General features: G+C 61.4%; 20 protein-coding genes. 11 read left to right on the top strand and 9 right to left on the bottom strand.

What is annotated here, in order from left to right; genetic code table 11:
- Window positions 1-64: 64 nt before the first annotated feature.
- From AB0323_RS21015 to AB0323_RS20990, 6 genes are read left to right on the top strand one after another with little or no spacing between them, the layout of a single operon-like run.
- A complete protein-coding gene (locus tag AB0323_RS21015; RefSeq protein ID WP_366179059.1) occupies window positions 65-988 on the top strand; it encodes an NAD(P)-dependent oxidoreductase in 924 nt (307 codons plus the stop codon).
- Entirely contained in the window at window positions 988-1764 is a 777-nt protein-coding gene (locus tag AB0323_RS21010) for an amidohydrolase family protein (protein WP_366179058.1), read from the top strand. Before AB0323_RS21015 ends, AB0323_RS21010 begins: the two co-directional genes overlap by 1 nt.
- The gene (locus tag AB0323_RS21005; protein WP_366179057.1) at window positions 1764-2576 is read left to right on the top strand and encodes an amidohydrolase family protein; all 813 of its coding nucleotides are present in this window, start codon (window positions 1764-1766) and stop codon (window positions 2574-2576) included. The genes AB0323_RS21010 and AB0323_RS21005 overlap by 1 nt, the downstream gene beginning before the upstream one ends.
- A complete protein-coding gene (locus AB0323_RS21000) occupies window positions 2573-3679 on the top strand; it encodes an enolase C-terminal domain-like protein (RefSeq protein ID WP_366179056.1) in 1107 nt (368 codons plus the stop codon). The genes AB0323_RS21005 and AB0323_RS21000 overlap by 4 nt, the downstream gene beginning before the upstream one ends.
- Window positions 3676-4449: a creatininase family protein gene (locus AB0323_RS20995; RefSeq protein WP_366179055.1), complete on the top strand. Its 774-nt coding sequence runs from the start codon at window positions 3676-3678 to the stop codon at window positions 4447-4449. Before AB0323_RS21000 ends, AB0323_RS20995 begins: the two co-directional genes overlap by 4 nt.
- 22 nt (window positions 4450-4471) lie before the next feature.
- Complete coding sequence (locus AB0323_RS20990; protein ID WP_366179054.1) at window positions 4472-5365, top strand: aminotransferase class IV; 894 nt, start codon at window positions 4472-4474, stop codon at window positions 5363-5365.
- Window positions 5366-5455: 90 nt separating this feature from the next.
- On the opposite strand, the gene AB0323_RS20985 is transcribed toward AB0323_RS20990, so the two are convergent.
- From AB0323_RS20985 to AB0323_RS20955, 7 genes are all read right to left on the bottom strand, one after another.
- Window positions 5456-5770 (bottom strand): NIPSNAP family protein, encoded by a 315-nt coding sequence (locus AB0323_RS20985; protein ID WP_366179053.1) that lies wholly within the window; start codon window positions 5768-5770, stop codon window positions 5456-5458.
- 104 nt (window positions 5771-5874) lie between these two features.
- Window positions 5875-6621: an SDR family oxidoreductase gene (locus tag AB0323_RS20980; RefSeq protein ID WP_366179052.1), complete on the bottom strand. Its 747-nt coding sequence runs from the start codon at window positions 6619-6621 to the stop codon at window positions 5875-5877.
- Between the two features lie 11 nt (window positions 6622-6632).
- Entirely contained in the window at window positions 6633-7535 is a 903-nt protein-coding gene (locus tag AB0323_RS20975) for an NAD(P)-dependent oxidoreductase (protein ID WP_366179051.1), read from the bottom strand.
- A 37-nt stretch (window positions 7536-7572) separates the two neighbouring features.
- Entirely contained in the window at window positions 7573-8538 is a 966-nt protein-coding gene (locus tag AB0323_RS20970; RefSeq protein WP_366179050.1) for an aldo/keto reductase, read from the bottom strand.
- 14 nt (window positions 8539-8552) lie between these two features.
- On the bottom strand, window positions 8553-9416 hold the full coding sequence (locus AB0323_RS20965; protein WP_366179049.1) for an amidohydrolase family protein: 864 nt from the start codon (window positions 9414-9416) through the stop codon (window positions 8553-8555).
- A gap of 8 nt (window positions 9417-9424) precedes the next feature.
- The gene (locus tag AB0323_RS20960; RefSeq protein ID WP_366179048.1) at window positions 9425-9850 is read right to left on the bottom strand and encodes an RbsD/FucU family protein; all 426 of its coding nucleotides are present in this window, start codon (window positions 9848-9850) and stop codon (window positions 9425-9427) included.
- Window positions 9847-11232: an L-fuconate dehydratase gene (locus AB0323_RS20955; protein WP_366179047.1), complete on the bottom strand. Its 1386-nt coding sequence runs from the start codon at window positions 11230-11232 to the stop codon at window positions 9847-9849. The genes AB0323_RS20960 and AB0323_RS20955 overlap by 4 nt, the downstream gene beginning before the upstream one ends.
- Before the next feature lie 198 nt (window positions 11233-11430).
- On the opposite strand from AB0323_RS20955, the gene AB0323_RS20950 reads away from it, so the two are divergent.
- From AB0323_RS20950 to AB0323_RS20930, 5 genes are all read left to right on the top strand, one after another.
- Complete coding sequence (locus tag AB0323_RS20950; protein WP_366179046.1) at window positions 11431-12168, top strand: FadR/GntR family transcriptional regulator; 738 nt, start codon at window positions 11431-11433, stop codon at window positions 12166-12168.
- A gap of 283 nt (window positions 12169-12451) precedes the next feature.
- A complete protein-coding gene (locus AB0323_RS20945) occupies window positions 12452-13711 on the top strand; it encodes a sugar ABC transporter substrate-binding protein (protein WP_366179045.1) in 1260 nt (419 codons plus the stop codon).
- Between the two features lie 81 nt (window positions 13712-13792).
- The gene (locus AB0323_RS20940; protein ID WP_366179044.1) at window positions 13793-14734 is read left to right on the top strand and encodes a sugar ABC transporter permease; all 942 of its coding nucleotides are present in this window, start codon (window positions 13793-13795) and stop codon (window positions 14732-14734) included.
- Window positions 14724-15602, top strand: a complete 879-nt coding sequence (locus AB0323_RS20935; RefSeq protein WP_366179043.1) for a carbohydrate ABC transporter permease — start codon at window positions 14724-14726, stop codon at window positions 15600-15602. Before AB0323_RS20940 ends, AB0323_RS20935 begins: the two co-directional genes overlap by 11 nt.
- Window positions 15603-15673: 71 nt before the next feature.
- Complete coding sequence (locus AB0323_RS20930; RefSeq protein ID WP_366179042.1) at window positions 15674-17044, top strand: alpha-L-fucosidase; 1371 nt, start codon at window positions 15674-15676, stop codon at window positions 17042-17044.
- Window positions 17045-17142: 98 nt separating this feature from the next.
- Here the strand turns inward: AB0323_RS20930 and AB0323_RS20925 are convergent, their stop codons facing one another.
- Together AB0323_RS20925 and AB0323_RS20920 are read right to left on the bottom strand one after the other, a co-directional pair.
- The gene (locus tag AB0323_RS20925; protein ID WP_366179041.1) at window positions 17143-18039 is read right to left on the bottom strand and encodes a 2-hydroxy-3-oxopropionate reductase; all 897 of its coding nucleotides are present in this window, start codon (window positions 18037-18039) and stop codon (window positions 17143-17145) included.
- 47 nt (window positions 18040-18086) lie between these two features.
- Window positions 18087-19043, bottom strand: coding sequence for a 2-hydroxyacid dehydrogenase (locus AB0323_RS20920; protein WP_366179040.1), 957 nt, complete (start codon window positions 19041-19043; stop codon window positions 18087-18089).
- Window positions 19044-19045 lie beyond the last annotated feature (2 nt).

Here is a 19045-nt window from a genome sequence, read left to right as displayed (position 1 = left end):
CGTATTCTGCGATAGACCCCTGGCGAAAGAAATCCGCTGACCGAGATGAAGAGAAGAAGCGAAAATGTCGACTGAGTCTGCACATCGTCCCGTCGTACTTGTCACCGGTGCCACCGGCTATATGGGGCGACAGATAGTTCCGGCGCTTCGGGATCGCTACCGCTTGCGCCTTGTTGATGTCGCGGATCCTGGCGGCGAGGACATCGAAGTTGTTGACCTTTTTGAATCGGACCCTGCCGAATTGACGGTTCTTTTCGAGGGGGTCGACACGGTTGTCCACCTTGCGTACAAACATTCCGCACCGGGGAGCAGTTACGACAACAGTGTTCCTGCCATCGACAAGTTCGAGGTCGAGTTCGGAAACCTCCGCATGGCGCAGAATGTGTACCGGGCGGCCTTCGATGCCGGAGTGCGACGCGTCGTGGTCGCGAGCTCCAACCACGCCGCCGACTGGTACGAACACACGCTTGTGCACCATGGACTCAAAGACGTCGTGGAACCTTACGAACTTCCCCTTGCCGACAACTTCTACGGCTGGTCCAAAGCTTGCTACGAACACCTCGGCTTCGTGTACGCTTGCGGAGGCCTCGGGCGGTCCCTTGAGGTCGTCCAGGTCAGGATCGGCGCTCCGCGGGATCTCGATGAGGACACCTATTCAGCAGACGAGCCGCCGGCGCCTCAGCCCGGCCCGGCGTTCCCGACCGGTATTGCGCGCTTCAAGCGCGACTTGGGCGCATGGCTCTCCCAGCGTGACGCCCAACAGCTCTTCATCCGCTGCATCGATACCGAGAACATCGAGAACGAGCACGGAGTGCCGTGGCAAGTCGTCTACGGCATCAGCAACAACACTCGGGCATTCTGGTCCCTCACGTCGGCCCGGCAGGTGTTCGGCTTCCGGCCCGTGGATGACTCGGAGGTCCGCTACGAGGCAACTGTCCAGAAGCTGCTGATGCACGGCGGCATCGCAGGCGGACGGGTGGGGGCGTGATGAACGAGCTGAGCTTCTTCGATTGCAACGCCTTCATCGGCCAGCCGTCCCTCGTGAAGTACTTTCCCGAACGCGTCACCGTCCCCGTTCTTTCAAAGGAATACGACCGTCTGGGAATTGCCAGGGCGCTCGTCACCCACGTCGCCGCAAAAGAATATGCCCCGGCGGTCGGAAACGACCTGCTGCGTCAGGAACTGGCAGGGGCTGATCGCTTCAGTCCCTGCCTCACCCTCATGCCCCCGCTCACCGGAGAGCTCTGGCAGCCCGAAGACATTCTCGACGAGCTGCGCCAACGCGGGGCGCTCGCTGCACGCCTGTTCCCGTCGCTCACGGGACACAGGTACCCGTTCGATGTTCGCGTGATCGGGAGCATCTGTGAAGTGCTCGAGACAGCTCGGGTGCCGCTCTTCGTCGATTTCGAACTCGGGCGGCGTGACGAAGCCGACTGGGTCGGACTCTACGACCTGGCCGACGCTTTCCCCGGGCTTCCGATCGTGGTGATCCGCCCGGGCGGCAGGAGCGACAGGGGGCTCTACCCGCTCCTCACACGGTCGCCCAACGTTTACATCGAGAGTGGGGGGTATTGGGTGCACAACGGCATCGAAAAAATCTGCGACGTTTTCGGGGCTGAGCGGATCATGTTCGGCTCGGGATTTCCGTATTGGACCCCGTCCGGCGCAGTCTTCCACGTCGCGACCGCTGCCGTCTCGGACAGCGAGAAGGCCCTGATCGCCCACGGTAACCTCGATCGCCTCCTCTCGGAGGTGAACCTCTGATGGACATCACGTACAAGCCGTACTTGAAGACGTCACCGATCATTGACGGGCATGCCCACATGGGGCACTACCGCAACTTTGCGATCCCCAACAACGATGCTGACGGCATGATCGCCCGCTTCGACGCTGTGGGTATCGATGTCGCGTGCGTCAGCCACCACGCCGGGATCTCGGCAGACCACGAATACGGCAACAGCATGGTGGCGGATGCTGTCCGTCGCCATCCGAACCGCCTTGTCGGGTTCTGCGTGATCAACCCCAACTATCCCAAGACTGCAGCGAGCGAGATCGCCCGGTGCTTCGGGCAGCCCGGCTTTCGCGGTTTCAAAGTCCACCCCGAGCTTCATGGAGACTATCCTCTGGACGGACCTGGCTACCGGGCGATGTGGGAGTTCGCCAATGCGAACGCCCTGCCCGTGCTTTCGCACAGCTATTTCGGCGGCGACCGCCTCGCGACGTTCGAGAGCGTTGCGTCGAAATACCCCGACGCTACTATTTTTCTCGGTCACGCGGGCATAGACCTCGGGGCGGACAACGCTCTTGCCCTCCTCGATCGCACGAGCAATGTTCTGCTCGACATGACGGCGATCCAGCGCCACTGCAGCGCGGTAGAGTACCTCGGAAATCGAGCTGACCCGACCCGCCTGACCTGGGGGTCCGACAGCCCGTTCATCGACCCTGGCATCATTCTCGGTGCGGTCGTCCATGCGGACATCCCCGATGAGGTCAAAACGGCCATACTGTATGAAAACCTCGCGCGCGCCTTGAAGATAAGGGTGGTTGACGGCGTCATCGAGGAGGCCGGCCGATGAGGATCGTCCGCATCGAGGCAATTCCCCTGAGAGTACCGCGCGAACGCCCTGACCAGAGCGCTTTCGGCACGCGGGCGTACACAGAAGCCGGCATTGTGCGGATTGACACGGATAACGGCATCACCGGCTGGGGCGAGATCTGTCTCGTCTGGTGGCGGATGGGCAGCGGCCTGTGCCGGGACGTGAACCGCCTGCTCGCGCCGGCCCTCCAAGGAGAGGACCCTCGCGCCGTGTCCCTGCTCTGCGATCGGATGAGAAAGCTACTTCCAGGGCGTGAGGACGCCCCTGCCATAGCGGGTGTTGAAATGGCGCTCCTGGATATCTGCGGAAAAGCAGCCGGGGTTCCCGTGCACCAGCTGCTCGGCGGCGCCTACAGGGACCGTATTCCCGTCAGCTACTCCCTGCACATCAAGGCTCCCGAGGCGATGGCCGCCGAAGCAGGGCATTATGCGTCAGCGGGGTACGGCACACTCAAAGTGAAGATGGGCCGCACGTGGGAAGAGGACCTGGCATCTCTTGCCGCCGTCCGTGAGGCAGTAGGTCCCGATGTCTCGATCCGCGTCGACGTGAACGGAGCGTGGACGTCGGTCTCTGAAGCTGTCCACCGGATAGCAGCCATAAGCGAGTATGACGTGGAACTCGTCGAACAACCCCTTCACGGTGACAATTTGGCAGGCATGGCGGAGCTTCGCCGGGTATCAGCGCTACCGATAGCCGCGGACGAGAGCGTCTGGAACATGCGAGACGCCTTGGAAATCACCCGGGCGAGGGCCGCAGACGTCCTCAACCTCTATTTCAGTGAAGCTGGTGGCCTGCTCCAAGCACGCACGATAGCCGAGATCGCCCGTTCGAGCGGCATGGCGGTGTGGGTCGGCAGCATGCCCGAACTCGGTCTCGGAACAGCGGCCAACGCCCATCTCGCTGCAGCCATTCCAGAGCTTGCGCTCGCAAGTGACGTGTGTGGCTTCGCCTACCATGCGGACGACATTCTCAGAGTGCCCCTCTCCGTTGAACAGGGTTCGGTCGCTGTTCCGACCGGCCCAGGGCTCGGCGTCGAAATCGACCAGGAAGCACTCACCCGCCTAAGAATGGAAGACGCATGACCATCACGACACCGCCGGACCTGCTCGCCCACTGGACCCGTGAAGATGCCGATAATCACGCCGCACACACCGTCGTCGTGCTTCCCGTCGGCGCGTTCGAGCAACACGGTCCACACCTACCGCTCGCGACGGATACGATCCTGGTCGAAGAGGTAGCAAGGCGGGCTGCCGCCCTTGTACCGGGGACCGTGGTCGGCCCCTCGTTTTCAATCGGCAGCTCCGACCACCATCTGCCGTACGGCGGGACGGCGTCCCTTTCGACGAACACGCTTATTGACGCCCTGACGGATGCCGTGGAGTCGTTACTGACGAGCGGCTTCGCTTCGGTGTTCCTGCTGAACGGGCACGGGGGAAACGTTGAAATCATTAGGCTGGTCGCGCGCGACGTCGGCATCCGCCGCAAGGCCTTCGCCGGTTCCGGCTCATACTTCCAGCTGGCCGCCGATCGGCTCAAGGCTGCAGGCGCAAGCGAGATCGGTCTCGTCCCCGGCCACGCCGGCGCTTTCGAGACCTCGATGATGTTGGCGATCCGCCCCGACCTCGTTCGCCTGTCCTCTGTTCCCCATCGGGAACTGCCGACGGCAGGGTGGGCGGGCCCGAAGGCATATCATCTCGCGACTCCCGCCCCTTTTAGGGCCCCGGACGGTTTCAGTGACAGCCCCGATGAGGGGACCGCTGAACGCGGGGCCGAATTCCTGTCGATTTGCGTCGACGTCGCTCGCGAAGCCTTGGCTGACTTCGCCGCAGTCGTCACCCGCACTGAAGGCTGAATCGTCCCAAGAAAGGCCCGACGTGAACTCTTTAACGGATGCCGTGCTCGCGGTGCTCTGCACGATCGACGGTGAGCGGGTTGTTCGATTTACCGACCCCCGGTCTGCCGCCTTGCCGGTCACAGACCTCGCCGTCACTAGGGGCGATGCGGTGTTCGAGACCATCGCATTCTTCGACGGACGCCCACAAGCACTCGAAAAACACCTCAAGCGCCTGGCAGCTTCTGCCCGGAAACTCGACATGGCAGAACCCGAGCGCGATGTGTGGACGTCGGCAATTATCGCCGCCGTCGCCGAGCATCCGGCTTGGCCCGAACTATCGGTCAAGGTGGTGCTCACCCGTCCTCAGGCTGGTGAAGACGGAACCGTGCACGGCTGGGTTCACGTTGAAGCCGCCGCCGACCACTCGAAGAGGCGAAACACGGGGGTCAGCATTGCGACGATGTCACGGGGCGTGACGCGCGCGGCAGCGAGTGAGGCACCCTGGCTGCTAATGGGCGCGAAGACACTTTCGTATGCGCTCAACATGGCGGCCACACGGGAAGCGCACCGGCGGGGCGCCGACGAAGCCCTATTCCTCACCGTCGAAGGATTTGTGATGGAGGGGCCGATCTCTTCGGTCGTGATGAGACGCGGCAACGAATTGCTTACGCCTCATCCCGGCATCGGGATCCTTGAGGGTACTACTCAGCAGGATGTCTTCGCTCATGCCCCATCGCTTGGACTCAAACCGCTTTACGTCGAGATCCATAAGGACGAACTCCCGGAAATGGACGCCGTGTGGATGCTCGGGAGTGGAAGCCTGGCGCTTCCGGTCTACCGCATCGACGGCACCGATGTGTCGACGGACCCCGAAATGACCAGGCGCCTGAACCACCACCTGCGCTTCGGCCGTTTGAGTCCGGATCCCGGATGAGACGGCGTCATTGATTCACCGCAGCGGCGGCCGTCCAAGGTGGACGGCCGCCGTCGGGCTTGGAAACCAGCGGCCTTCTCGCCGCACTGTTCAGCTCAGGGGTGAGAAATCTGTCGACTTCAGGTACACGGACTCAACGCCTGCGACAATCTCACCGTTTTCCGTGGAGGCAGCACGGGCCTTTAGCCAACGGGGATCGGTTCTGAAGGCTTCCCAATTGGCCTCCGGGTCGCCCGCGTGCCGCACGAGGTAGACCAGAACGTCGTCCTGGTCCACAGGATGCCAGTAGCCAAGGCTCTCAATCCCGTGCTCGGCGAAGAGCTGGAGGGTGTGATCCCGGAACCGGGTCAGCAGGTCCTCCATCCGCCCCTCGGTGGATGTGTAGGTACGCATTTCAAAGGTCACGAAGGATCTTCCTCTCGATGGTCGGTGTCAAGCCGGGAAAAGCCCCTGCGGAAGCGGCATCCCCGATAGAAACAATCATGCGGGCTCGGATTGGTTTGTTCGGATTAACGTGAACGCAGCCGCAGGCCGCCCATGCCGCCGTCGACCGCAAGCGAGACGCCCACCGCGGAACCGTTGAGCGGGCTTGCGAGGTACCCGATTGCTGCGGCTACTTCCGTTGCCGCGACCAGCCGCCCATGAGGCTGACGTGCATTCAGCGCGGCGCGCTCCGCTTGCGCATCAGGCGCGGAGTCAAGCAACCGGGCGACCCACGGCGTGTCGGCAGTGCCGGGACTGACGCAGTTCACCCGGATACCTTCCCCGACGTGGTCGGCTGCCATCGCCAATGTGAGTGAATGCACGGCGCCCTTGCATGCGGAGTACAGCGCCCGCTGTTGCAACCCCGCCGTGGCAGCGATGGACGACGTGTTGACGATCGCGGCATTCCGGGACTCCCGCAGGTGCGGCAAGGCAGCTCGCGTCACGCGCGCGATTCCAACAACGTTGGTGTTCAGTACTCGAGCCCATTCTGTGTCATCGTTTGCGGTTATATCGCCCTGGGCCCCGATTCCGGCGTTGTTAATCACGATGTCGATACCGCCCAGGTGCTGTGCCGCCTTGTCCACGGCGGCATCGACTGACTCAGTGTTCGATATGTCGCAGTGAATCCCCACAGATCCTTCGGGGGCGCTTTCTGGGTTCAAGTCCAGAACTGCGACCTTACACGCACGGTCCTGCAGGTATTCCACCGTTGCGGCGCCGATCCCAGACGCCCCGCCGGTAACTATCGCCTTAAGTCCTTCAAATTCCATTTGCAGCTCCTTCATTGGCTTGTGCTCCTTGCTGGGGGAAGAAATGGATATTGCTCGTCGGCAAAATTGCGCATTGTCCGCACGTTGACCCGTGGGCGGAAACCATAAACGTGGTAGAGCCGGTCGACGGCGTACAACGGGCCATCGGAGTTGCCGGGGCTTTCATAGAACGAAAGGTCCAAGTCATCGGCTTTGGCACCGAGCACAGCGCGCAGGGCTTCGGCTGTTGGGATGGGAGCTCCGGCCAACGGTGCGACGAGGTTCATTTGCCGGACTCCAGGGCCGACGGGGTGCGTGGCTGCCAGGGCGATGGCGTCGACAACATCGGACGCGGCGATGGTCCCCATCTGGCAAAACGGCAAGTTCATAGTCTGCAGGGCCTCCGGTTCTGCGGGTTCCGCATCCTCCGGCAGCACAGCGCCGATGCGGAAAACCGTGAACTCGAGGCCGGGGTCGGTTCGCCCGAAATACCTGATGGTGGACTCCATCAGGGACTTCGAGAGACCGTACGCGTCGAAGGCACGGCCAGGATGGTCGTCCGGGATGGGCAGGTCCGAGGGAAGAAATTCATCCGAGAGACAACCAGCGGCGGCGATGGAACTTGCCACCACGAAGTGATTTATCCCGTGGTCGATTGCGTACCGGAAAAACCGGCGGGACCCGGCCACATTGACACGGAAGGCGTCTTCCTCTGAACTGCCCCCGGTAACGCCCGCCAGGTGCACAACGGCGTCGACGTCGTATCCGTCGAGCTGGGCGAGATCCTCGGCAACGGAAAAGTCGCCGCGAAGGCTCACCGATGCTTCTGTGACTTCCCCCCTGGCAAAGGCGATAACGTCATGATTTTCATGCAACTGGCGGACGAGCCTGGATCCGATAAACCCTGTCGCCCCGGTGACAAGCACTGTGCTCACGAAATGTCCTCCTTTTGAATGAAGTCGAGACCACGGATCAGAGGATGAGGCCGCGCTGGCGCAGCTCGTCCCAGAGGGCGTCCGGTACAGGTACCTCCGTGAGGTCCAGGTTCCGTTTCACCTGTTCGGGGGTGCGCATGCCCAGGACAACACTGGTGACCGCTGGATTCCGGAAGGAGAAGGCGATGGCGGCGGCCGGCAGCGTTGTGCCGTGGGCTTCACAGATTTCGGCCAGTTCAGTCGCCCGTCGAACGAGATCCTCCGGCGCCCGCTCATAGTTGAAGGTGGCATCGGGTGAGACTCTGTTCTTGGAGAGCAACCCCGAGTTGAAGACGCCGACGTTGACGATACCTACCTGCCGTTGGATACAGGCGGGGATAAGCTCAGCGGCGGCGCCTTGCTCCAGCAGGGTGTAGCGTCCGGCGAGCATGATGACATTGATCTCGCTCTCCGTAACGAACCGGTGCAGCATTTCGACCTGGTTCATACCAACCCCGTACGCGCCGATTACGCCCTGGTCCCGGAGCGAGGCCAGTGCCGGAACGGCACCGTCGAGGGCTTCAGCCCAGTAGTCGTCCGGGTCATGGATGTAGACGATATCGATCCGGTCGGTGTCCAAACGGTCCAGGCTCTCTTCAATGGAGCGCATCACACCATCGCGGGAGTAGTCCCGGACCCGGGTCAGATCATCGGGCACGTCGAAGCCATCGGTGTCACGCCCTGTCGGTGCCGGGTTCGGGCGCAGCAATCGGCCGACTTTGGTTGAAAGGATGTATTCGTCCCGGGGATACCCTCCCAGCGCTTCGCCCACTCGGCGTTCGGAAAGTCCGAGCCCATAATGAGGCGCCGTGTCAAAGTAGCGGATGCCTCGGTCCCACGCGGCGACTACCGCATCGACCGCCTCCCGATGTGGGACCTCCCGGTAAAGGTTTCCGATGGGGGCTGCGCCGAAGCCCAGTGCTGGTATCTCAACGCTCGTTCCCGCAATGGTACGCGTACTCACTTCGTCGCTCGCTTTCACTGATCGAGTTGGTAAAACCTTGTGGCCGTATCGTGTGCGACGGCGGCCAGTTCTGCCGCCGTGGCGCCTTCGAGAGCCTGGTTGAGGACGATGTCGGCCCATTCGCCGTAGCTGTCATCGCCGTTATCCGAGGACCGGGCAGCGCGGGAGACGGGCCAATCGCTGCCGAACATGCATCTCGCTGCCCCGAAGGTCTCCAGTGCCGTCTCTAGGAACGGCATGACCTGACTGCGGAAGTCCCCGTCCGGATCGGCTTCCGGGGCGGCACCGGAGAGCTTAAGGAAGACATTGGGTAGTGCGCCCAGCCGCTTGAGGTTCGCCCGCCAGGGCGAAAGTTCGCCAGAAGAAATAGGCGGTTTTCCCATGTGATCGAGGACGATCCGCAACTCCGGAAGAACTCGGGCGAAGGCTGTCAAAGCCGGCAGCTGATCGTGGCGAACACAGGCGTCAAAGGTCAGTCCTGATTCGGCCACGGCGCGTCCACCTGCGACCGTAGCCCGATCGGTAATGAACGAGTGCGACTCTTGTTGAAAGAGCCTCCGTACACCCTTCACAAGGGGCCGTTGCAGCAGCGACCCGAGGTGCGTGGCGAGCCTGGGGCCGGACTCGATGGGCGCAGAAGCAACGATGCCGCCGAGCCGGGGTACGACGTCGGCCATTCCGCTGACCCAGTCAACTTCCGCGATGCTCTGCTTGGGTGAACAGTCGCCTTCCACAAAAACAATCCGGGCGACACCCAGGCTCCCGATGTCCAGGTCGGTAGGCACGTACGCTCTATTGAGTCCCGGTGCGCCCTCCAACCAGGGGTAGTTCAGTACCGATGTATCCCAAAAGTGCACATGGGAATCAACAATGTTCATCGCGGTCCTCAGCCTGCACTTGTCCGCACACCTATAGTCAGAAGCAGGTTTGCGTACTGGCGGATGTCCCCGCTGGCGACAATGACGGCCACGTTCGGACTACGGGCGGCGTCATAGAAATCGAACCGGGGATAGGATGTCACGGCCACCGAGGGACCGAGAAGTTCCCTGTAGCCCCGAACTGCCGGGGGATCGTTGCCGTCCGGCGGGCTCATCACCGCCGCAGCCTCGATGGGTATGGCTGTACCAAGCACTTCGAGGATCTGGTCTACGCTCAGGAGCCCGGGCCGCAGGTTCAGCGGCACACGAACAGCGCCCGTCGGCCCGCCAGTGTTGTGGGGGTAATTTCCATCCGCGATGAGAATCTGTGTGCCATGACCTGATTGCGCCAGGGCCGCCAGGAGGGTCGGATGAATGAGTTCGAAGTTGATCACGATATTTCCCCGGATCTAACCGAGGCGAAGGCGGTTCCCTCGGATACGCGCCTCGCTCGTCTGCTCCGTTCCGCTGATCCCCGGGGCGTAGCGGACCAGAACGAGCCGTTCGGGTAGGCAAAACGATCCAGTGAAGCCTGGAACATTTCTGCAGAATAGCCGGGTTTGGAGGGTAGGACGTACGCTCCGTCGGAGACCACACAGGGGTCAGTGAAATGTTCGTGGAGGTGGTCGACGAATTCGGTGACCCGACCCGTCAGATCGCCGGACACCGCAATGTAGTCAAAAATGGACAAGTGCTGTACAAGTTCGCACAGTCCAACCCCACCTGCGTGCGGGTTGACCGGAATCCCGAACTTGGCAGCCATAAGCTGCACGGCGAGGATTTCATTGACGCTGGCCAGCCGGCACGCATCCAGCTGGCAGTAATCGATGGCGTTGGCTTGAAAGAGCTGCTTGAAGAGCACCCGGTTCATTCCGTGTTCTCCGGTGGCAACCCCGACCGGAGCGACCGCTTCCCGCACCGCCGCATGCCCAAGGATATCGTCGGGACTGGTGGGTTCTTCGATCCACAATGGGTTGAACCGGGCCAGTTCGCGCACCCAGGCGATCGCTTCCGGGACGTCCCAAACCTGGTTGGCGTCGATCATGAGGTAGGCGTCGGGACCAATAACTTCCCGGGCGATGCCAAGCCGGCGAATGTCGTCCTCGAGACTGGCACCGACTTTCAGTTTGATGTGTCGGTAGCCTTCATCGACGGCCTCCTGGCACAACCGCCGGAGCTTATCGTCCGAGTAGCCGAGCCAACCGGCGGACGTTGTGTAGCAGGGATATCCGGTCCACTCCAGCTGATCGATGCGTTCTTGCTTGGTCAGCTCCAGCTTGGCCAGCATGTCAATGGCTTCATCGCGGGTCAGGACATCGGACAGGTAGCTGAGATCAGTTGCGTCCACCAACTGCTCCGGCGTCATTCCCGCAAGGAGTTTCCACAGCGGTAAGCCGGCTCTTCGCGCCGCCATGTCCCAGACCGCGTTCATGACTGCGCCCAGAGCCAGATGTTCCACGCCCTTGTCCGGGCCAAGCCAGCGGAGCTGGGAATCCTGCTTCAACATCCGGTATGTCGTACCGGGACTATCACAGAGGTGCGCTGCTTCGCGTCCGACCAACGGGAGGGCCCGCTGCTCGATGGCCGCGGCACAGATATCATTGCCTCGACCAATAGTGAAGGTGAACCCGCACCCGAAGATGTCCGGGTCGTCAGTGTGCAGCACGATATAGGCGGCCGAATAGTCGGCGTCCTTGTTCATTGCATCGGAGCCGTCGGCGGACGACGAGGTGGGGAATCTAACGTCGTAAACGTCGAATCCGGTAATGGTTGTCATGGTTCCCCTTAGATCGCAGTCTTGTCGACCGCGGTCTTGTAGCCTTGATCCTGTACAGAACAGATAGATCGGATGAATAATGGTTGCTGGTACGAGAAATATACAGGAACTGCAAGCGATGTCTATAGATACATCCGATGATTGTCTAATGATCCCCGGTTACTGAAGGTAACGCCTCTAGGAAGTGAGTTCACCGAGATGACAACTGCGCCGATGTCCCAGACCGAGGTGGTCATCAGCGGGATCAAGCAGATGCTTTCGAGCGGGCGGCTTGTTCCCGGCGAGCGGCTACCGGTTGAGAAGGACCTGGCCGCATCGCTCGAGGTCTCCCGCGGCTCGCTGCGCGAGGGCATCCGCGCCCTGTCGACTATGGGAATTATTGAAACCCGCCAGGGGGCGGGTACTTTCGTCACTCAGCTCGAGCCCGCGGAACTCCTGTCCGCCATGGAGTTCTGGGTCAGCCTGCAGGAAGGTGAACAAGCGGGAGAGGTCCACGCCGTCCGACGGTCCCTGGAGACGGAGGCTGCCGGCGCTGCCGCGCGGAGGATCTCGCAAGAGGAACTGGAACGGGCGGAAGCACTTCTCACGGTGGCCCACACTGCGATCAATGCGGATCCAACGGATCACGAAACGGCCCTGAAAGCCGATATGGAGTTCCATCGCCTCATCGCCGAGGCCTCGGGAAACCGGGTCCTGTCGGCTCTGATCGAGGCGTTGTCGGGGCGGACTCTCCGCGGCCGAATGTGGCGCTCTACCCACGACAAACCCGGCCTGAGGGACACCCACCGGGAACATCTGGAAATACTCGCCGCCCTGCGGCTGCACGATCCCGAACGCGCCCGAGTCCGCATGGCAAGCCACCTGTATGCCGTCGAAGACTATGTGCGTGACATCCCGCCTGGCGCCCTGGCCGATGCTGAGGAGCCTGAAATCTGAGCCGGCGGCACAGCCGCGACCGGGGGAGCGCCGCCCAGCTGAACCCGACGATACATCAGATGTATATGCCCATCGCCCCAGATTTGACCGCTGAGATGCCTCATTCCGGCCCACTCAATCAACAAAGATCTGATGAATATCGCAAAACAACCTTGACTTCCCATAATGTGCACTGCATTCTGATGAGACCCCCGTCACGCAACGCAGAAGATGTTTGCTGAAGACGTTTTCGAATGCAGCGCTGTGCGGCGACCCTTCTCTGTTCTACTGAAAGGTTTTCCCAGTGTCGCGAAACCTCCCCGCTGGCCGCACTGTCAGCGCTATCGCCTTCTCGGCTGTTGCGGCTCTCACCTTGGCTGGCTGTGGCTCGAGCGGAGTTGCAGCCAGCGGCCCCGGAGCAAGTTCTGCCGCCTCGGCCATGTATACCTGGATCTCCAACGAAAATGACCGCTCACAATGGCAGTCATTCATTGACGCAGCGAAGAAGACTGATCCCGGCTTCAACCTCACCCTTGAGGGACCCAGCTTCCCCGACTACTGGACCAAGGTCAAAACCCGTGAGGCCAGCCCGGGCGCGCCCTGCATCATTACCACCCAAGGGGCCCGGGCGCAGGAGCTAAAAGACCTGCTGGCGCCGCTGGATGACTTGGCGAAGAAAAACAATATCGACCCCTCCAAGTACAACCAGGCGATGATTCAGGGCATGACCGTCGACGGTAAGCTCCGGGCGATACCTTACGATGCAGCGCCCTTTGTTCTCTACTACAACAAGGACCTGTTCCAGGCTGCCGGGCTGAAGTATCCGACGGAGAATTACACCCGGGCGCAGTTCATCTCCGATGCGAAGGCACTGACCAGGAACGGCGTTTACGGGCTCTCGCTCCCGCCGCAGTTCGTTAACGGCCCGGCTCCGGCCTTGGCATTCGCGGACGGACACTATCCCGTCAAGGACGGCAATCTGGATATCACCAACCCCGACTTCGTCAAAGACGTGCAGTTCACCTTCGACCTGGTCAACAAGGAACACGTTGCGCAAGCCCCGCAGGCGTCGGACGTTGTGGACGTCTCGCAGCAGCAGTTCATGAGCGGCCAAGCGGCAATGACCTTCGGGGGCCCCTGGATGTACCAGACATTCACCACCAAAACCAAGGGCACGGTCGGAGTTGCCGTTATTCCGTCCACCTCCGGGAACCCGATTTCCATGATCCAGGGTTCAGGCTTCGGCATTGCTGCTTCTTGCCAGGATAAGGAAGCCGCATTCGCGAACATCATGAAGATCACCACCGCCGACGTTATCGGGGCGGTAGGTGCAGGCCACGGAAACGTTCCCACGCTTCAGGCTGCGATGAAGGTCTGGGCTGGAACTAAACCCGCCGCTGATGTTTCCACCATCGAAACACTACTCAAGAACGGCAAACCGCTGCAGACAACGAAGAACTGGAACCAGGTCGAAACCCTGTTCACCCAGTACTCGGTTGAGGGTTTCCGTGGCACGAAATCCGCCGAAACCATCCTGAATAGCGTTGCGAATTCCGCGAAATAGGTGACATGCCGGCCCTGCGGGTTACCGCGGGCCGGCATAGTCAACCGCCCTGGTCCATCCATGATGCGTTAGGTCCATTTCATGATTGTTCTGCCTGAAGTAAACAGCGAAGCCGTGGCTGCAGCACCAGCCGCTCCGCCCGAACGAATCCAAAGCCGCGCACAGGGTCGGCTGGCAGCTCTGTATCTCGCACCGGGGATGCTCGGATTCCTCATTTTCATCATCATCCCGTTGGTCGCATCGTTGGTTATCAGCTTGTACAAGTGGCCCCTGTTCGGGGAACCGGAGTTTGTGGGTTTTGACAACTACGCATCGCTTTTCAGTTCGGATCCGGTCTTTTGGACCGTGCTGCGAAACACGCTCGTCTTTGCCGTCTGCTACACGGTTCTAAACCTCGGAATTTCCCTCGGACTTGCCACCTGGTTGCATCACATTGGCAAATGGGGGCCCTTTTTCCGGGTGTTGTTCTTCATTCCCGTTGTTACGCCGATGACGGCCAATGCGTTGGTTTGGCGGTTGATGCTCAGTGACAACGGTGTTGTGAACTCGGGACTGGCAGGAGTGGGCATACACGGACCGTCCTGGCTCAGTGACAGCAACCTTGCCATGGCGTCCCTGATCGCCATGTCGCTTTGGCAGGGGATCGGCTACAACATCTTCGTTCTGGGAGCGGGGTTGAGTAACATCTCACCCGGCCTGCTCGAAGCCGCGACGATCGATGGTGCGGGGCCATGGCAGCGTTTCTACCGGATTGTCTTCCCCATGCTGTCACCGACGCTGTTCTTCTGCACCGTCATGACGATCATCGGCTCCTTCAAGGTCTTCACCCAGCCGTACCTGCTTACCCTTGGTGGCCCGGGGGAGTCGACGAACACCATCGTGCTCTACCTGTACCGCAACGGCTTCTCCTTCGACAAGATGGGCTATGCCTCGTCGCTGGCCTGGATCCTGTTCGTGATCGTCATGCTGATCACGGCCCTGCAATTTTCCCAGCAAAAGAGGTGGGTCAACTATGACAACTGACACCTTGACACGAACCGCCCCCCAGACAGGCAAGCGCGATCGTAGCCGAGGACGCAGAGGGCGGATCATCAGCCGGACCGCGATGATCGTCGTCGGCCTGGGATTCATTTTCCCGTTCATCTGGATGCTGGCAACATCCTTGAAATCCACCGAGGAAGTCTTTTCCACCGGTGCCAGTTTCCTGGGATCACACCTGGAGTGGTCGAACTACAACACGGCATGGACGGTCATCCCCTTCGGCCGGATCATCGTGAACAGCTTCATTGTGGCTCTCGCCGGCGCCCTGCTGACCACGACCGTTTCACTGCTCTCCGCTTATGCCTTCGCACGGTTCCGGTTCCGCTTCCGGGACAGGCTGTTCCTGCTATTCCTGGGCACTCTCGTACTGCCGCATGAGGTACTCGTCATCCCGCTGTACATCATGATGAACAAGCTGGGCCTGGTGAACTCGCTGGTTGCCTTGATCGTTCCGTTCGCCTTCGGCGCCTTCGGGGCCTTTCTGATCCGCCAATTCCTGCTGACCCTGCCACTGGACTACGAGGAAGCCGCCCGCATCGACGGCGCAGGTTCCTTCCGCATCCTGTGGAGCATCATCCTGCCGCTCGTGCAGGCCCCGCTCGCCGTCGTCGGCGTCTTCAGTTTCATTGACTACTGGGGCAGTTTCCTATGGCCCCTGATTGTGATTAATGACAACACCCAGGGCACTATCCCGCTCGGCCTGTCAATGTTCTCCGGCGAACGGGGCACCGACTGGGGCCCCCTCATGGCAGCGTCCACACTGGCCGTGCTGCCCAGCCTGATCGTCGTCATCGTCCTGCAGAAACAACTCGTCAAGGGCATCAGTATGGGCGGCTTGGGAGGCCGCTGAACCCACCCGGATCCGCCCCCAAGACTAAAGAAGTTTGTCTCACTGTCTCACCAACAACGAATCGGAGTCTGATGTCTCAGCCCAGCACGTCCACAGAAACCCAGCCAGCTGCGCAGGAAGAATGGGCCCAGCTAAAAAGGGAGCTGCCCGAATGGTTCCGCAACGCACCCTTCGGTATCTTCATCCACTGGGGAGCCTACTCAGTCCCGGCTTGGGCCGAACCCATTGGAGCCCTGGGAACCATAAAGGACCCACGCGAGTGGTTCACGCACAATGCCTACGCCGAGTGGTACATGAACACCATCCGAATTGATGGAAGCCCGGCACAGAAGCACCATCAGGAAGTACATGGCGGCATTCCCTACGACGAGTTGCTTGACCAGTGGCACGCCGAAAACTTTGACCCTGCCAGCTGGGCCGAATTGTTCAAGGAAGCCGGCGCCGACTACGTAATACCAACCACTAAACACCATGATGGCATCGGCCTATGGGATGCGCCGGGAACGAACGGACGCAACGTGGTGCACCGCGGCCCGAAGCAGGACCTGATTGGCGCCATTGCCGGCGCGGTCAAAGAACGGGGCATGCACTTGGGCCTCTACTACTCCGGAGGACTGGACTGGCACGTCCGCCCCTTCCCGCCGCACATGAGCTCGGACAGCGTCCACGACACCGACCGGCCGAGGGACCCCGAGTACGCCCAATACGCCTACGACCACGTGGCCGACCTGATTGAGCGGTACCGGCCGGAAATCCTCTGGAATGACATCGAATGGCCCGACGCCGGGAAGCACTTTGGACCGGGCGGTCTGGGCACACTGTTCAAGGAGTTTTATGCCGCCTGTCCGACGGGCGTAGTCAACGACCGGTGGGGCAGTGCCACGCACCAGGACTACGGCACCAGCGAGTACGAAGCCCACAAGGACGCAGAGTCGTTTGACGCGTGGGAGAACTGCCGGGGCATAGGCTTCTCGTTCGGGTACAACCAGGTTGAAGGAGCGGAACAGTCGCTGACCGGCAAACAGCTTGCCCGCCAGCTGGTCGACGTTGTTTCGCGCGGTGGACGCTTTCTGCTCAATGTGGGGCCGAAGGCGGATGGCACCATCCCGGCGATCCAACGTCAGTCCCTCACGGAGCTGGGTGCCTGGATGGCCACCGGAAAACAGTATCTGGTTGGCGCCACGCCGTTGGATCCCGCCGTTGCCGTGCCCGCGGACGAACCCTGGATCCGTTGGGTTGACCGCGGAACCGAAATCGTCGCTTTCGTCGATTCCCTCGATGAAAGCACGACGGCAACCGATTTGGCACCCACGGGAGTGCGCCTGGAAGATGCCACCGTTGAAGGCTCGGGCGCTACCATCACCCATGACGGCCGCACGCTTCATGTACAGCTCTTGGCCGAGCGCGTGGGTCCGGCCGTCATCCGGATTCCACGGACATAGAAGTCCGCTGTTTCCCGCAACCTCGCTAACGAAGTGCCGCTCCAGGATTGATTCTGGAGCGGCACTTTTCTGCCAGGAGAAGATGGACGGCCGGGTGTTCAACCAGCGGAGCGGCCGGACAGCCGCTCAACGAGGAGCATCAGGGCTGAATGATCCAAGGAACCGTGCCCCTGGGCGCGCACCGCCCCCATCAACTGCGCCGCCATGGCACACAGCGGGATGGCGACGCCGGCCTCGCGGGCTGCGGCGGTGACAATGCCCAGGTCCTTGTGATGCAGATCCACGCGGAAGCCCGGCTCGAATTTGCGGGCGATCATCGAGGCGGCCTTGCGGTCCAGAACCCGGCTGCCGGCCAGACCACCGGCGAGAACCTTGATGGCGGCCTGAGTGTCCACCGAGTGCGCCTCAAGGAAGACCAGTGCCTCGGCCAGCAGCTCAATGGTGCCCGCAACGATAAGCTGGTTGGTCGCCTTCACGGTCTGCCCGGAGCCGGACGGACCAACGTGAACCACGGTGCTGCCAATGGCCTCAAGAACCGGCCGAACGGCGTCGACGTCGGCGGTTTCGCCGCCGACCATGATGGAGAGATTGCCCTCGATGGCGCCTGTCTCGCCGCCGGAAACAGGGGCATCCAGAGCCTTGATGCCGGCTTTCTGCGCCGCCGCGGCCAACTGGACGCTGACATCGGGTCGGATAGTGCTGCAGTCAACCCAGTAGGCACCCTTTTGGGCATTGGCAAAGACGCCGTCCGGGCCGCTGACGACCGCCTCGACGTCCTGGGAGTCCGGCACCATCGTGATGATGACGTCGGCGTCCTTGACGGCTTCGGCGGTGCCGGGAGCGCCGGCGCCCCCGGCACTGACCAACTGGTCGATCTTGCCCTGGCTGCGGTTGAATCCCGTGACTTGATGGCCGGCCTTGAGCAGGTTGACGGCCATCGGCAGGCCCATGATTCCCAGTCCGATCACGGCGACTTTCCGGGGAACAGCATTCATTTTTCGTGTCCATTTCCTAAAGCGTTGCTAGTACTTAAAGTTCTCCGTTACGCGAAAGGTCCGCGCTGTACTAGGTTGTCCGGGACCTTGCCCCGCGCGAACGCCTCCATCTGCTTCTTAAGGAGCTTGACCACTCTCGGGTAGAACGCTGAAGTGTTTCCGCCAATATGCGGGGTGATCAAGGCATTCTCGGCAGTCCACAAGGGGTGATCGGCCGGTATCGGCTCAGGATCGAAGACATCGATGGCACACTTGAGTCTGCCCTTCACCACTTCCGCCGTCAGGGCGTCGGAGTCGACGACCGCCCCGCGGGCAACGTTGACAACGAGAGCGCCGGCCGGCAGCGCGGCAAGGACCTGGGCGTTGATCAAGTGGTGGGTCTGCTCAGTCAAAGGAGTGATCACAACCATGACTTCCGCCGTGGCAGCCAACGCAACGAGTTCCTGCGCGCCGTGAATGTGGCCGTCGGCATCGTTCCGGGCGGAACTACCGACCCGGGTCAGTTCAACCTCGAAGGGCTGCAGACGGCGGGCAATTTCCATGCCGATTCCTCCGACTCCAACGAGTAGGATTTTACGGTCCGCGAGCGAGAGATGCCGCTGCGGCCGCCATGCACCCTCTTGTTGGTCGCGCACTGCAGCGTCGATGCCACGAAGCGACGCCAGGATGAGCCCGATCGCCAATTCGGCCGTAGCAGCCGCGTGGACGCCGCTGGCCGATGCGACGGCAACTGTCTCACCCACTGCCTCACGCACACCGTCGTAACCGGTGGATTGCGTCTGGACGAGTTTGAGATGGGGCACACGGCCTAGTTCCCCAAGCACCTCAGCGGCGTTGATATACGGCAGAACGACCGCATCGACGTCGTCGAGGTCAACTCCGACGGGCGCACTGCGAAGGTCCCACACCGTTCCCCGCATCCCTTCCGGCAATGGTTCCAAAGCCGCCAGCAGTTCCTTGTCAGGAAATGTGACGGTACTGATGATCTGCGAATCATTTGTCATCG

The sequence above is a fragment of the Arthrobacter sp. NPDC080031 genome, from assembly GCF_040702485.1.
Classification (GTDB): Bacteria; Actinomycetota; Actinomycetes; order Actinomycetales; family Micrococcaceae; genus Arthrobacter.
The sequence above is the reverse complement of the archived record's forward strand: the minus strand, read 5'-3'. Positions and strand labels throughout refer to the sequence as shown.

Excerpts from the sequence above, each read along its gene's own strand:
- AB0323_RS21015 (WP_366179059.1), top strand. The coding sequence starts at position 65 with ATGTCGACTGAGTCTGCACATCGTCCCGTCGTACTTGTCACCGGTGCC.
- AB0323_RS21010 (WP_366179058.1), top strand. The coding sequence starts at position 988 with ATGAACGAGCTGAGCTTCTTCGATTGCAACGCCTTCATCGGCCAGCCG.
- AB0323_RS21005 (WP_366179057.1), top strand. The coding sequence starts at position 1,764 with ATGGACATCACGTACAAGCCGTACTTGAAGACGTCACCGATCATTGAC.
- AB0323_RS21000 (WP_366179056.1), top strand. The coding sequence starts at position 2,573 with ATGAGGATCGTCCGCATCGAGGCAATTCCCCTGAGAGTACCGCGCGAA.
- AB0323_RS20995 (WP_366179055.1), top strand. The coding sequence starts at position 3,676 with ATGACCATCACGACACCGCCGGACCTGCTCGCCCACTGGACCCGTGAA.
- AB0323_RS20980 (WP_366179052.1), bottom strand. The coding sequence starts at position 6,621 with ATGGAATTTGAAGGACTTAAGGCGATAGTTACCGGCGGGGCGTCTGGG.
- AB0323_RS20965 (WP_366179049.1), bottom strand. The coding sequence starts at position 9,416 with ATGAACATTGTTGATTCCCATGTGCACTTTTGGGATACATCGGTACTG.
- AB0323_RS20955 (WP_366179047.1), bottom strand. The coding sequence starts at position 11,232 with ATGACAACCATTACCGGATTCGACGTTTACGACGTTAGATTCCCCACC.
- AB0323_RS20950 (WP_366179046.1), top strand. The coding sequence starts at position 11,431 with ATGACAACTGCGCCGATGTCCCAGACCGAGGTGGTCATCAGCGGGATC.
- AB0323_RS20940 (WP_366179044.1), top strand. The coding sequence starts at position 13,793 with ATGATTGTTCTGCCTGAAGTAAACAGCGAAGCCGTGGCTGCAGCACCA.
- AB0323_RS20935 (WP_366179043.1), top strand. The coding sequence starts at position 14,724 with ATGACAACTGACACCTTGACACGAACCGCCCCCCAGACAGGCAAGCGC.
- AB0323_RS20930 (WP_366179042.1), top strand. The coding sequence starts at position 15,674 with ATGTCTCAGCCCAGCACGTCCACAGAAACCCAGCCAGCTGCGCAGGAA.
- AB0323_RS20925 (WP_366179041.1), bottom strand. The coding sequence starts at position 18,039 with ATGAATGCTGTTCCCCGGAAAGTCGCCGTGATCGGACTGGGAATCATG.
- AB0323_RS20920 (WP_366179040.1), bottom strand. The coding sequence starts at position 19,043 with ATGACAAATGATTCGCAGATCATCAGTACCGTCACATTTCCTGACAAG.